Annotated in this window: 16 protein-coding genes; 8 read left to right on the plus strand and 8 right to left on the minus strand. The window is 42.9% G+C overall.

Translation table 11 applies throughout. The features are described 5' to 3' along the window. Positions 1–6: 6 nt before the first annotated feature. From dapC to JSY38_RS04655, 3 genes are read left to right on the plus strand one after another with little or no spacing between them, the layout of a single operon-like run. A complete protein-coding gene (gene dapC, locus JSY38_RS04645; protein ID WP_205115508.1) occupies positions 7–1194 on the plus strand; it encodes a succinyldiaminopimelate transaminase in 1188 nt (395 codons plus the stop codon). A 43-nt stretch (positions 1195–1237) separates the two neighbouring features. Then, a complete protein-coding gene (dapD, locus tag JSY38_RS04650; protein ID WP_205115509.1) occupies positions 1238–2275 on the plus strand; it encodes a 2,3,4,5-tetrahydropyridine-2,6-dicarboxylate N-succinyltransferase in 1038 nt (345 codons plus the stop codon). Positions 2276–2333: 58 nt separating this feature from the next. Further along, positions 2334–2681 (plus strand): ArsC family reductase, encoded by a 348-nt coding sequence (locus JSY38_RS04655; protein ID WP_205115510.1) that lies wholly within the window; start codon positions 2334–2336, stop codon positions 2679–2681. On the opposite strand, the gene JSY38_RS04660 is transcribed toward JSY38_RS04655, so the two are convergent. After that, positions 2678–2872, minus strand: a complete 195-nt coding sequence (locus tag JSY38_RS04660) for a hypothetical protein (protein ID WP_147270545.1) — start codon at positions 2870–2872, stop codon at positions 2678–2680. The genes JSY38_RS04655 and JSY38_RS04660 overlap by 4 nt on opposite strands. 79 nt (positions 2873–2951) lie before the next feature. Here JSY38_RS04660 and dapE point away from each other — a divergent pair, with 79 nt between their 5' ends. From dapE to panD, 4 genes are read left to right on the plus strand one after another with little or no spacing between them, the layout of a single operon-like run. Next, the gene (dapE, locus tag JSY38_RS04665) at positions 2952–4109 is read left to right on the plus strand and encodes a succinyl-diaminopimelate desuccinylase (RefSeq protein WP_205115513.1); all 1158 of its coding nucleotides are present in this window, start codon (positions 2952–2954) and stop codon (positions 4107–4109) included. Positions 4110–4138: 29 nt separating this feature from the next. Continuing rightward, a complete protein-coding gene (locus tag JSY38_RS04670; RefSeq protein ID WP_114410757.1) occupies positions 4139–4405 on the plus strand; it encodes a hypothetical protein in 267 nt (88 codons plus the stop codon). A gap of 4 nt (positions 4406–4409) precedes the next feature. Continuing rightward, positions 4410–4784, plus strand: coding sequence for a hypothetical protein (locus JSY38_RS04675; RefSeq protein WP_114410756.1), 375 nt, complete (start codon positions 4410–4412; stop codon positions 4782–4784). Positions 4785–4828: 44 nt separating this feature from the next. Then, complete coding sequence (gene panD, locus JSY38_RS04680) at positions 4829–5209, plus strand: aspartate 1-decarboxylase (RefSeq protein ID WP_114410755.1); 381 nt, start codon at positions 4829–4831, stop codon at positions 5207–5209. 98 nt (positions 5210–5307) lie between these two features. Here panD and tpx read toward each other — a convergent pair whose 3' ends face one another. Continuing rightward, a complete protein-coding gene (tpx, locus tag JSY38_RS04685) occupies positions 5308–5805 on the minus strand; it encodes a thiol peroxidase (RefSeq protein WP_205115514.1) in 498 nt (165 codons plus the stop codon). A gap of 26 nt (positions 5806–5831) precedes the next feature. Next, on the minus strand, positions 5832–6302 hold the full coding sequence (locus JSY38_RS18565; RefSeq protein ID WP_205115515.1) for a cold-shock protein: 471 nt from the start codon (positions 6300–6302) through the stop codon (positions 5832–5834). Positions 6303–6588: 286 nt separating this feature from the next. Between JSY38_RS18565 and JSY38_RS04695 the strand changes: the two genes are divergently transcribed. Further along, positions 6589–6801 carry a SlyX family protein gene (locus tag JSY38_RS04695; RefSeq protein WP_114410752.1) on the plus strand — a complete coding sequence of 71 codons (213 nt, stop codon included), beginning with the start codon at positions 6589–6591 and terminating at the stop codon, positions 6799–6801. An 11-nt stretch (positions 6802–6812) separates the two neighbouring features. Here the strand turns inward: JSY38_RS04695 and JSY38_RS04700 are convergent, their stop codons facing one another. The 5 genes from JSY38_RS04700 to ppc all read right to left on the minus strand — a co-directional run bounded on the left by JSY38_RS04700 (position 6813) and on the right by ppc (position 12772). Continuing rightward, entirely contained in the window at positions 6813–7604 is a 792-nt protein-coding gene (locus JSY38_RS04700) for a class I SAM-dependent methyltransferase (RefSeq protein ID WP_114410751.1), read from the minus strand. A gap of 131 nt (positions 7605–7735) precedes the next feature. Beyond that, positions 7736–8539 (minus strand): undecaprenyl-diphosphate phosphatase, encoded by an 804-nt coding sequence (locus tag JSY38_RS04705; RefSeq protein WP_205115516.1) that lies wholly within the window; start codon positions 8537–8539, stop codon positions 7736–7738. Positions 8540–8545: 6 nt separating this feature from the next. Then, complete coding sequence (gene tsaB / locus JSY38_RS04710) at positions 8546–9253, minus strand: tRNA (adenosine(37)-N6)-threonylcarbamoyltransferase complex dimerization subunit type 1 TsaB (protein ID WP_205115520.1); 708 nt, start codon at positions 9251–9253, stop codon at positions 8546–8548. Between the two features lie 7 nt (positions 9254–9260). Further along, on the minus strand, positions 9261–9917 hold the full coding sequence (gene adk, locus JSY38_RS04715) for an adenylate kinase (RefSeq protein WP_205115521.1): 657 nt from the start codon (positions 9915–9917) through the stop codon (positions 9261–9263). Positions 9918–10141: 224 nt separating this feature from the next. Then, positions 10142–12772, minus strand: coding sequence for a phosphoenolpyruvate carboxylase (ppc, locus tag JSY38_RS04720; RefSeq protein WP_205115522.1), 2631 nt, complete (start codon positions 12770–12772; stop codon positions 10142–10144). Between the last annotated feature and the right edge of the window lie 27 nt (positions 12773–12799).

Raw genomic sequence — 12799 nt, forward strand, 5'->3', positions numbered from 1 at the left:
AGACAAATGAACCCTCTTATACATTCTTTGCACCCATACCCATTTCAGAAGCTCGCAGAGCTAATAGAAGGGTTAACACCAAATCCAGAAAAGCCATTGATTAAATTAACCATTGGCGAGCCTCAACACGAAGCACCTGCGATTGTTTTAGACACCCTAGCTAAAAGCTTAGCTGGCGTAAGCAAGTACCCAAGTACAAAGGGGGAGCTCCCTCTTAGACAGGCAATTAGCAATTGGGCGACTAAACGCTTTAACCTCAAAGCGCTTAACCCGGACACTGAAATCCTGCCAGTAACAGGAACCCGTGAAGCACTGTTTGCTATCACACAAACACTGGTTGGTGAAAAAAAGAACGCTCTTGTCGTCAGCCCAAACCCGTTTTATCAAATTTATGAAGGTGCAGGGATACTTGCTGGAGCAAACCTACACTTCCTACCCTGTGGAGCAGAAACAAACTACAGAGTAAATTACCAAGAAGTTAGTGATCAGGTGTGGCAACAGTGTGAAGTACTGTTTGTCTGCTCGCCCAACAACCCAAGTGGCAGCATTACGACACTAGAGGAATACGCTTACCTAATAGAAAAAGCCAAAACCTTTAATTTCACCATTGTGGCAGATGAATGCTATTCAGAGATCTACTTTGGTGACCAACCACCTCTGGGCTTACTAGAAGCCTGCGATAAACTGGGTCACACAGATTATAAGCACTGCCTAATATTCCAGTCTCTGTCGAAGCGCTCTAATTTGCCCGGCCTTCGATCAGGTTTTGTCGCTGGTGATGCCTCTATTCTTAAGCCATTTTTGTTGTATCGCACCTATCAAGGGTGTGCCATGCCGATCCATCATCAAGACGCCTCCATTGCCGCTTGGAATGATGAAGAGCATGTGATCAAAAATCGCCAAATATACACTCGCAAATTTGACTCCGTTTTAGAAATATTATCGCCAGTAATGCCGATATCTAAACCCGAGGCCGGTTTTTACCTTTGGCCTGAATTAAACATGACAGATGAAGAGTTTTGCACCTCGCTATATCAAGAAGAGTCCGTTTTAGTCTTGCCCGGTAGCTATTTAGGCAGAGAAGACAATGGTCATAATCCTGGCAGTCGCCATGTACGCATGGCCTTAGTTGCTGAAGAATCTGAGTGCGTTGAGGCAGCAAAAAGAATCAGAAGCTTCCTCAGTCGCCGATAACCCTTACCCCCCTTTAGTTAAACAACTCAGTTGGAGAATAGACATGAGTAACACAATTTTCGCATTCGGACTTGGCATCGGAGCACAAAATAAAGAAGGCAACTGGCTAGAAGTTTTCTACCCAACACCAAGCGTAAATGTAGAAAAAAGTACGCTTGACGCCATTTTAGAAAGCACAAATTACGAAGGCGGTAACTGCACGCTGGTATTAGATGAAAGCGATCTAAACCGCTTACACATGAGCCTTCTAAAAGCCGGCAATATCGAGCAAGCAGAATTAGCCTCTCGCCTAAAAGCCTCTACTAAGCCTGTAATTCTTTGTGTTCTAGCCAGTGACGAAGCACCAACAAGCCCTGCTGAAGTTTACCTAAAGCTTCAACTAATCTCGCATCGCTTAGTTACACCTCACAACACTGTGCTAGACGGTATGTTCGGTCTATTAATCAATACCGCATGGACAAGCGAAGGTCCTATCGACGTTCGCGAATTAGCTGATCGCCAGCTAAGCGCTCGCATGGAAGGACGCACCATCGAAGTATTCAGTGTTGATAAGTTCCCTAAAATGTTGAATTTCATCGTTCCTACAGGGATTCGAGTTGGTGATGCTGCTCGCGTTCGCTTAGGCGCTCATTTAGCAGAAGGCACAACAGTCATGCATGAAGGCTTTGTAAACTTCAATGCAGGCACACTAGGCAACAGCATGGTTGAAGGGCGTATTTCTGCTGGCGTTGTTGTAGGAAACGGCTCTGACCTTGGTGGCGGCTGTTCTACTATGGGCACATTGTCTGGTGGCGGTAATATCGTCATCGCTGTTGGCGAGAAATGCTTGATCGGTGCGAATGCAGGAATTGGTATTGGTCTTGGCGATCGCTGTATCGTTGAATCCGGTCTTTATATCACTGCTGGATCGAAAGTCGCTGTTTTGGATGAAAACAACCAAGTTGTATCAACCGTGAAGGCGCGCGATCTTTCTGGCCAATCAGACCTTTTATTCCGTCGCAACTCTGCTTCTGGCGCAATTGAATGCAAAACGAACAAGACCGCTATAGAGCTAAACGAAGCGCTGCACGCACATAACTAACAACCAAACCCAAAAGGCCATTTTGATTGCATCAAAATGGCCTTTAACGGAACATACAATGATTACTATATTTGGCATTAAAAACTGCGACACCATGAAGAAAGCCTTTCGCTGGCTTGATGAAAATAATATTGAATACCACTTCCATGACTACAAAAAAGCCGGCATAGATGAAACAATGGCCAAAGCATGGATAGATTTATTAGGCTGGGAAAACGTCATTAACAAACGCGGCACTACATGGCGAAAGCTAGACGATGAAGTAAAAAACACAATAGACAATGAAAAAGCAGTTAACATAATGCTTGCTCAGCCATCTATTATTAAGCGACCTTTATTGAGACTAAAAGAGTCAGAATATTTGCTCGGTTTTAAAAGCGAAGAATACGCAGAAAAACTACTTTAGTTAAAAGCAGGCGTATAAATTCTAGGTCTTTCTTTTCTCTGTACTGCTGGAGCTACGGTTGGTACATAACCAGAGGTTGAAGTATCAGAACGTATCACAGGAACAAAGTACGACTCTTGATGAACAGGCGGCGCAAAAAGACTACAACCAGCAGAAATCAACCCTAAAAAAACAACAACACCTAACTTCATAAGACCACCTTTATCTGAATCTCCTGTTATAGTAACAGTATCTTCTATAAGGTAGCGAAAACCAACACAAAGGTAAAGAATGTCAGACTTGTCCCCTACACTAAAACTTGCCATAGACCTCATTTCTCGTCCTTCAGTGACACCAGAAGACGCTGGCTGTCAGGATCTAATGATAGAGCGATTAAAAAAAATCGGTTTCGAAATTGAATACATGCCCTTCGGAGAAGTAAAAAACTTCTACGCTAAACGCGGAACCTCTGGACCAAACCTTTGCTTCGCAGGTCACACTGATGTTGTTCCAACAGGCCCAGAAAGCGAATGGAAAGTACCGCCGTTTTCTCCGTGTATTGTAGATGGTATGCTGTTTGGACGTGGCGCCGCTGACATGAAAGGTAGCCTTGCAGCTATGGTTACTGCGGTAGAAGATTTTGTAGCCAAACATCCTGATCATCAGGGGCAAATTTCTTTTTTGATCACTAGCGATGAAGAAGGACCATTTGTCGATGGCACCACCCGTGTTGTTGATGCGCTCATCGCACGAGAGGAAAAGGTCGATTGGTGTATTGTTGGCGAACCTTCCAGCACCAAAACACTTGGCGATATCATAAAAAATGGTCGCCGCGGCTCATTCAGCGGTGACTTAACTGTATACGGAAAGCAAGGCCACGTTGCTTACCCTCATTTGGCAGAAAATCCTATTCATCTAGCTGCACCAGCACTTGATGAAATGGCAAATGCTCATTGGGACAATGGTAATGATTTTTTCCCACCAACCAGCTTTCAAATATCCAACATTCAATCTGGCACAGGCGCTACCAATGTTGTCCCAGGCAAACTGAATGCGCAGTTTAACTTCCGTTTTTCTTCTGAGCTGGACTTCGATGCACTTAAACTTCGTGTACTTGAGATCCTAGATAAGCATAACTTACGCTACGACATCGAGTGGACCTATAATGGCTTACCATTCTTAACTCGTCCCGGCGAATTGGTTGATGCCATTGTTGAAGCAGTGCAAACTACCGTCAACATTACCCCTGAACTATCTACTTCGGGCGGCACTTCTGATGGCCGTTTTATCGCAAAAATGGGAACACAAGTTGTAGAGCTTGGTCCTATTAACGCTACAATCCATCAAATTAATGAGTGTATAGACGCTGAAAGCTTAAACCACCTTTCAACCATTTACGCTCGTATACTTGAAAACCTCTTTACTAAAGGTGAGTCGGACAATAAGTAGCCTACAGCAGAGCACTCATTCAACCCAATATGAAAAACGCCATACATAAATTAGCCATGAAACTGGGAAATAACCCAAGGCAAGCACTTATCAAAATGATCCAAGGTGGACTTGTGTTTGTTTTTGGTGTGCTAATGCTTATGGTTGCTGACCGTGTCATTGTAGAATCTCTTGCCCAAGAGATTATGGCGCTATTTGGCTTAATTCTAGCTGGCTGTGGCGTGCTATGGACATTATTTGGCTATTTGTCCATGAGCGTTCTCAGGATTTATCACATGATCAATAAGAAGGATTAGAACGATGCAAGAAGATATTGAAATATATGTATTGTCCTGCCCGACAGAGAAAATCATAACTTGGCTAGAAAGCACTTTTACCCTCATAGATAAAAGCAGTCCATCGCCACTCTGCACCAAAGCAACGATTGCCGTAGACAACAATGAAATAGAAGTCACCATTTTAGAACAAGCGGCAGGAAAACGTTTTACCTCTATCTGGTTTGACTCAGATAAAACCCCTTGGGAAGATGATATCGCTTGCGCCAAGCAAGCATTTGAAGCCCTCAACTGTGAAGTACGTTGCAACTTTCAAGGATGGGAAGAGGAAGGCAACCAAGATCCAGACCAATGGTGGCGCATTAATAGCCACGAAGAAGGCCCTTTCATTTGGAATTAACGAGCCACTCAAAAACAGAAATATATCATTAGAGACTTTTACACATGCAAATAACACTTCTAAAAGGCAAACTTCACATGGCCAGCGTTACGCAAGCTGAGCTGTGGTATGACGGCTCTTGTGCAATAGACAAAGACTTAGTGGAGCTAGCAGGATTCAGAGAGTTCGAACAAATAGACATCTATAACGTTGATAATGGCGAGCGCTTCCACACCTACGTAATTTTAGCTGAATCAGGGTCTGGTACGATCTCAATGAACGGTGCTGCAGCAAGAAAAGTACAAGTAGGTGATCGAGTTATCATTGCCGCTTACGGCCAAATGAACGAAGCACAAGCCGATGAATTCAAACCAAAACTAGTCTATCTAAACAAAGACAATAGTGTAGAAAGAACAACCAATACTATTGCTATGCAAAAAGACTAATACCAAATTTTCTGGGTTTAAGAGCCAAAACTCTTTTACAAAGACAAAAAAAGGCCGCTTCTGATCAACCCAGAAACGGCCTTTTTTATCATTATCAATTACGACAATACAGCCAAAGCCGCTTCATAATCAGGCTCATCAGCCGTTTCAGCAACTTGCTCTGTATAAATCACAGAACCCTTTTCATCCAACACCACAACTGCACGAGACAACAAACCAGTTAACGGACCAGTTGCAAAAGCAAGACCGTAATCTTTGCCGAACGTTGAACGGAAAGTAGAACCAGTATCGACATTATCAATACCTTCTGCACCACAAAAGCGCGCTGCCGCAAAAGGCAGATCAGCAGAAACGCAAATAACATTCACGCCTTTTAATGCTGCCGCAGATTCATTAAATTTACGAATAGACATGGCACAAGTCGGTGTATCAACAGATGGAAAAATGTTTAGTACCAATTTAGCGCCTTGGTAGTCTGCCAATGTAGCGACAGACAAATCCGTTTTAACAAGCTCAAACGCTGGAGCGACAGAACCCAAAGCAGGAAGAGAGCCTACAGTTTCAAAAGGATTACCTTTTAATGTTACCGTTGCCATAAATACCTCTTAAATCGAATGAAAAATTAACCGCGGATTATAGATACATTTTCAGCTTGTTTGCCTTTCTCACCTTCAGTGACATAAAAGCGAACTAGTTGACCTTCAACCAAGAAACGGCGACCACGACCACGAATAGCACGGTAATGAACAAAAACATCATCACCATTTTCCATTGTTAAGAAGCCAAAGCCTTTTGAAGAGTTGAACCACTTAACCGTCCCCTGTTCACGATCATCATCTTCGTCTTCATCAGACTCAGAATCTAAACCGGCAGAACTGGCCTGGCTGACCATAGCACCAATATAAACAGACACCAAAATAAAGGCGAAATACACTAAGAAGTTTGTACCCATTTCTTCTTTCAAGACGCCCGCAATAAGCAGAGGTACAATTAAAGCAATAACAAGGCTAACGATAAACGTGCGCAAGGAAAACAAACCTGAACCAACAGAAGACCCTTTGTTATGCGAAACATTATCCTGATGATCATTCATAAAAATATATCTCTTATTAAATTGAATATTATTGTGAAGCAGAGTCTATTTACAAAAATAGACTCCGTATTAGTACATATAGTGAATAAATAAATATTATTACTAAACTCTTTTTAAATCACTGTGTGAAGCGAAAGAAGATAGTAGTAAAATACTTACCTTCATTTTAGAGCAATTTTCACGCCACCCCACACATAAAATGATCAGTAGCTACATCATATATTTGTATAGAATAGCTTATAAAATACGAATTTAGTTTCGTAAGGTTAACACACAGAAGGTATCTATGAACACCTCACAAATCAATCAACGCATCGACGAACTAGAATTCAAACTACAATTTCAAGAAGACACAATTGATAGTTTAAACCAAGCTTTGGTCAGCCAACAAAAAGACATGTTGCGGATGCAAGAAAAGCTCGTTTTATTAGGAAATCAATTAGAATCCTACCGACAGCAACAGCCCATTCAGGATGGAGATAGACCGCCGCACTATTAATATTGCGACTGCTATTCTGAGCTATCAAGAGATTTTGAAACATAAATGTCGAATCGGCCCGACTTCCCTTCCAATTGGTAAGTTGGTTCGACGTCATTTAAATAAGGTGCACCTTTAGGGCGCTTAACCACTACTCGATAATCAGCTAATGCTATTGCATAAGGCAATAAACGATCAGCATCCTCATCTTTACCAATCAAATCTCTAAAGAATGCCATTTCTTTTTTCGCCGCTGCAGAAGATTTTTCAGTATGAGGATACATAGGATCCAAATACACAACATCAAACTTCGTACTGCTATCTATAGCAGTGATATCTGTCTCCAGCAGCTGCATTTTCTCTGTAATCTCGGCCACTTCAAAATGGAATGAAGCTCGATATAAACCATCTTTTAACATAGCTCTGACAAAACCAACACGCTCACACAATGAAACAGAGCAACCAAGACACGCTAAAACGAACGCATCACGCCCTAACCCAGCAGTCGCATCAAGCACAGATAAGTTAGCACGTTTATTCAAGCCAACCGCTTTGGCTATGTCCTGCCCTTTACCACCGCCAAAGCGTCGACGATGGTCAACTGCACCAGAGGTAAAATCAACATAAACAGGTTTTGGCGCCCCTTTTCCTGTTTTAGCAACAGCAAGCCCTTCCTGTGTATTAAGCAGAAGATAATCATATTGAGAAACAAACTTAATGGGTTCACGCAAAGGCAGAAAGTCAAGATCCAGTGACTTTGACAATAAACGAGACTCAGCCTCTAACAGCTTATCAATCGTTGCTACAGCAATAGAATTAAGCAAAAGGCACTTTCTCCGAAAAAGACCATAAGACAGGCTCAAAATAGGCTCAGCCTACTTTTAAAACAGCAGTAGGCTATCTAAACCGCCAGCAATATATTTAGCCACTTTTACAACAGGATAAAGGAAAACGCTTATAAAACATAAACGATAAATAGAAGAATAAAACCTAGAACAAGGCGGTATATGAAAAAGGGGAAAAAACCAATCGTGTTTAGCCATTTTAGGAACAGATAAATACAGCAGTAGGCACTTATCGCCGACAGAACAACCCCAGCAAGAATACTAACCCAATCCACAGCTATATTTGAAGACACAAGTTCAACAGTTTTTAATCCACCAGCGGCTAGAATCAAAGGAATAGACAAGAGAAATGAAAACTTTGCCGCAGATTCACGACCAAACCCCAGAAAACGTGCGGCTGTCATGGTGATACCCGATCGAGATGTTCCAGGAATTAGCGCGAGAACTTGAGCAAAGCCGATATAAAGCACACTCTTTACCCCGAAATCTTGCTCAGTTTTATTAGACGTCCCGTATTTATCAGACAACCAAAGCAAAACACCAAAGCCGATAGTGGTATACGCAATAACCTCTAAAGAACGTAAGTGTGTACTGATAAAGTCATCAAACAGCAAACCTGCTGCGCAAGCCGGTAAGGTAGCTAACACGATCCACCAAGCTAGACGACTTTCAGGTGTAGACTGTCTAGTCTTTAGGGACACAAACCAAGCAACAACAATGGCAAAAATATCTTTCCTAAAATAGCCAAGGATGGCCATTAAAGTGCCAACATGAACAGCAACATCAAAAGCCAAACCTTGGTCTGGCCAATGAAGCAACTGAGCTGGGAGAATTAAATGAGCAGAGCTTGAAATTGGCAGAAACTCAGTAAGACCCTGTATTACTGCCAAAAAAACAATGTGATACCACAACATAGTTTGTTATCGCTTTCCTATCCTTGGAGCTTGCTTTTCCCAGCTAATTTCATCTCGTAAGTAAGTCGGTATTGCCTCATAAGAAGAAACCGTTTCACCCTGCTGAAACTTAAGCAGAGCAAGCTCAGCAATACAGGCAGCTCGAGGAGCAGCGTCCGTTAAAATGTGCTCTGGAGCAGCAGGCATTAATGAACTAAGAATGTCTTCATAACACCAGCCAGAACCTACGCCGTTATAGTGTTCAGTAAAACCTTTTAGGGATTCGGGCTTCACAACACACTCATCAATCAATGACTCTATTACATAGCGGCCTTCCACTTTATTAACAGTGTAACCACCCATGTAAATTTCACCCATACGGGCATCAAGTGCAGCCAGCCAACGATTTTTTCCCGTTTTCTGAAAACCTTCCAGAGATAGTGCCGCCAATGTCGATACAGGAATAACAGGCAAATCAGCACCAAAGGCAAGCCCTTGAACAACACCCGCACTTATTCTCAGACCAGTAAAAGAGCCAGGCCCTCTTCCAAATGCAATAGCATCTAGATCTGACAGGGTAATACCAGCTTGGTCTAGAATTTGATCGACCATAGGAAGAATCAAATCATTATGAAGACGTGGCGCCATGCGAAAATCTTCTAACACAACGCCATTTATGTTCAACGCCACAGAACAAGCTGGCGTTGAAGTATCAAGAGCTAAAATCACCGACATGAAGTAATTAAGCCTTTAGTGATTCTAAAAGATTTTGCTTAATTTCATTCAAATCACCAATACCATTAACCTTGACGAACTTAGGAGCCGTTGAGCTATCTGATTTTAACCAATCTTGGTAATAACCAATCAGTGGCGCTGTTTGATCATGGTACACACCTAAGCGAAGACGAACAGTCTCTTCTGTATCATCGGCACGCTGCACAAGGTCATCGCCCGTTACATCGTCTTTACCTTCTACTTTCGGCGGGTTGTACACAATGTGGTATGTACGACCTGACGCTTCATGGACACGACGTCCACTCATGCGCTTAACAATCTCTTCATCTGGTACATCGATTTCAACAACATAATCGATCTTAACACCAGCGTCTTTTAAAGCATCCGCTTGAGGAATCGTACGAGGAAAACCATCAAACAGCGCACCATTAACGCAATCATCTTGTGTTAGACGTTCTTTTACCAAACCAATAATAATGTCATCTGAAACAAGCTGACCTGCGTCCATAACCGCTTTGGCTTTTAAACCCATTTCGCTTCCTGCTTTCACGGCGGCACGCAGCATGTCTCCAGTAGAGATTTGTGGAATACCAAACTCTTCTGTAATAAATTGAGCTTGAGTGCCTTTACCAGCGCCTGGCGCACCTAATAATATTACTCGCATAAACGTCTCCAAAAGACAGCGTTAACTGATAAGCAAGGCTAACTGACACAGCGCACCATCAACGTGCAAAAAGCACGGCAGCACTATGAAAAATCACACCATTTGCATACTAATAAATTGAATGGCCGCCAAGCATACCCAAGCAGCCATACTTTATGCAAATTTACGTGCCTTTTTTTATGTTTTTCTTACTCATACTGAGCATTTATTAACCATATTTACTATTAGCCCGTATTTTGCATACCACTGGCAATCCCAGCCATGGTAATCATTAGAGCTTTATTAACCTCGGCGTTATCTTCGTCTTTGCGACTACGATACAAAAGCTCTGCCTGTAAATAATGCAGTGGATCAATATAAGGGTTACGAACATCAATAGATTGACGAATCGTTTTATTATCTTCAATTAAGCGCTCTTGTTTTTTCAGCATTTTCACAAGCTCACTTACTTGCTTTAGCTTGCCTCGTAACAAGCGTCCTAACCCCTGAAGCTCTTCACCAACCAACCGCTTTTCATAATATTCAGCAATTTCAGGCTCAGCCTTCGCCAATACCATGTCGAGCATGTCTAAGTAAGCACCAAAGAAAGGCCATTTCTTATGCATTTCACGCAACTTTTCTAAATTACCGGACTCAACTCCTTGCTGTAATGCACTCTCGGCACCCAACCAAGCAGGCAGCATGAGACGAATTTGCATCCAAGCAAAAATCCAAGGAATGGCCCGCAAACTTTCAACTCCGCCATCAGAACGGCGACGAGCAGGACGCGATCCCAACGGCAACTTAGCCAACTCTTGTTCAGGTGTAGTTGCTCTAAAGTAAGGAACAAAGTCCTCGTGACCACGAACAATAGACCGATACTGATTCATCCCCACTTCTGCCATCTCATCCATGATGGCACGCCATTCCTCTTTCGGTAGCTCGGCAGGAATCAAAGACGCCTCCATAACAGCAGAGCAGTACAATTCTAAGGAGCGTACAGCAATATCAGGGATACCAAACTTGAAGCGAATCATCTCGCCTTGTTCGGTCACTCGAATAGCCCCATTAACAGAGCCAGGCGGCTGCGACAAAATCGCCACGTGGGCAGGGCCACCGCCGCGACCAACTGTGCCACCGCGCCCATGAAATAATGTCAGATGAATTCCGTGCTTTTTACACAAGCGAGTCAAGGCTTCTTGCGCTCTGTACTGCCCCCATGTTGCCGCAATTTGCCCTGCATCTTTGGCCGAGTCAGAATAACCAATCATCACTTCCTGTTGACCGTTGATATAGGATTTATACCAAGGCAATGAAAATAATTGCTCGATAATAGGCTCTGCATTATCCAAATCCGCTAAGGTTTCAAACAATGGAACAATTCGCATGGAAAAAGTTACACCCGATTCTTTCAGCATTAAAGCAACAGCCAATACATCAGAAGGCGCGCTAGCCATTGAAATGACATAAGAGCCAAATGAATTCTGCTGACCATTTGAAATCATCTTAAAGGTATCAAGGACTTCTTTAACTTCTGCCGTTGGCGTCCACTCCATAGGTAAAAGTGGACGCTTGGAGTTTAACTCTGTCAATAGAAAGGCTTGTCGAGAAGCTTCATCCCACTCGGCATAATCTCCTAACCCATAAAAGCGGGTAATCGCTGATAAAGCGTCGATATGGCGAGAAGCATCCTGACGAACATCCAAACGCACTAGCGTTGCCCCAAAGGTGGCCGCACAACGAATAAGGTCAAGTAATGACCCATTGGCAATCACCTTCATCCCGCAATCTAACAACGACTGATAACAAAGAATCAGATCATCGGTGAGTTCTTGTATATCAAGAAAAATATCATCATCTGTCGTCGGCTTACCTTCCAAACTGGCTTTCGCCCAATTTTTGGTAGCAAGCATCTTATTTTCTAGGTGACGTAACACTTCACGATAAGGTTGAGCGCTATCCCCCACTCGTTCACGCAGAGCTGCATTGCACTGAGTCATCGAGAATTCGGAACGTAATATATTCAAGTCTTTAATATAAAGGTCTGCCGCCATCCAGCGAGCCAATAATGTAACTTCTTTGGTTACCGTATGGGTCACATTTGGATTACCATCTCGGTCGCCGCCCATCCAAGTTGCAAAGCGAATCGGAGCCAGATCTAATGGCAGGCGGTCTTCTTTTGAAAACTCACTAAACTGCTCATCGAGTTGGCGAAAAAAGCGTGGTACCGCTTGCCATAAAGACTGCTCTATAACCGCAAACCCCCACTTAGCCTCATCAACAGGAGTTGGTCGTTCTTCACGAATTTCATCGGTATGCCACGCTTGAGTAATAATTTCTTTCAGTCGTCTTACGTGTTTTGTTTCCTCTAGTGGCAAGATATTATCTTTATCCAGAGCCTCTAGTTCAGTGGAAATATTGTCATATTTACGAATCAAAGAACGGCGTACTACTTCAGTAGGATGCGCAGTTAGCACCAGCTCAATAGATTGTGATTGCAAAGAATCGATCATTTGCTCGGCAGTAAAATTTTGCTTATCAAGACGAGCCAACAAATCCCCTACAGGATTATGATAAACACCTAAACTCTCGTTTGTGCGTCTACGATGAACTCGGTGATACTGCTCTGCAATATTGGACAGGTTTAAGAACTGGTTAAAAGCCCTAGCTACTGGAACAATTTCTTTGTCGTCTAACTCTTCTAAGGCTTGAATAAGAGCGGCAGAGTCACCTGATTGACGTCCATCCTTTGAAAGCAGTCGAATATTTTCTACTTTTTCAAGAAAACCTTCTCCTAAATGATTGCTCATACTTTCGCCAAGACAATCTCCTAGCAACCTAACATTTTCACGTAATGACGCCTGACGATCACTCACTTCACCCTCCTAATCTTGCTAATCACA

The organism is Marinomonas foliarum (assembly GCF_016906065.1).
Lineage (GTDB): Bacteria > Pseudomonadota > Gammaproteobacteria > Pseudomonadales > Marinomonadaceae > Marinomonas > Marinomonas foliarum.

What these genes read in the sequence shown, in the direction of transcription:
- JSY38_RS04655 (WP_205115510.1), top strand. Translation starts at nt 2,334, where the DNA reads ATGATTACTATATTTGGCATTAAAAACTGCGACACCATGAAGAAAGCC.
- JSY38_RS04660 (WP_147270545.1), bottom strand. Translation starts at nt 2,872, where the DNA reads ATGAAGTTAGGTGTTGTTGTTTTTTTAGGGTTGATTTCTGCTGGTTGT.
- JSY38_RS04705 (WP_205115516.1), bottom strand. Translation starts at nt 8,539, where the DNA reads ATGTTGTGGTATCACATTGTTTTTTTGGCAGTAATACAGGGTCTTACT.
- adk (WP_205115521.1), bottom strand. Translation starts at nt 9,917, where the DNA reads ATGCGAGTAATATTATTAGGTGCGCCAGGCGCTGGTAAAGGCACTCAA.
- JSY38_RS04695 (WP_114410752.1), top strand. Translation starts at nt 6,589, where the DNA reads ATGAACACCTCACAAATCAATCAACGCATCGACGAACTAGAATTCAAA.
- dapE (WP_205115513.1), top strand. Translation starts at nt 2,952, where the DNA reads ATGTCAGACTTGTCCCCTACACTAAAACTTGCCATAGACCTCATTTCT.
- JSY38_RS18565 (WP_205115515.1), bottom strand. Translation starts at nt 6,302, where the DNA reads ATGAATGATCATCAGGATAATGTTTCGCATAACAAAGGGTCTTCTGTT.
- JSY38_RS04675 (WP_114410756.1), top strand. Translation starts at nt 4,410, where the DNA reads ATGCAAGAAGATATTGAAATATATGTATTGTCCTGCCCGACAGAGAAA.
- JSY38_RS04670 (WP_114410757.1), top strand. Translation starts at nt 4,139, where the DNA reads ATGAAAAACGCCATACATAAATTAGCCATGAAACTGGGAAATAACCCA.
- tsaB (WP_205115520.1), bottom strand. Translation starts at nt 9,253, where the DNA reads ATGTCGGTGATTTTAGCTCTTGATACTTCAACGCCAGCTTGTTCTGTG.
- dapC (WP_205115508.1), top strand. Translation starts at nt 7, where the DNA reads ATGAACCCTCTTATACATTCTTTGCACCCATACCCATTTCAGAAGCTC.
- dapD (WP_205115509.1), top strand. Translation starts at nt 1,238, where the DNA reads ATGAGTAACACAATTTTCGCATTCGGACTTGGCATCGGAGCACAAAAT.
- tpx (WP_205115514.1), bottom strand. Translation starts at nt 5,805, where the DNA reads ATGGCAACGGTAACATTAAAAGGTAATCCTTTTGAAACTGTAGGCTCT.
- panD (WP_114410755.1), top strand. Translation starts at nt 4,829, where the DNA reads ATGCAAATAACACTTCTAAAAGGCAAACTTCACATGGCCAGCGTTACG.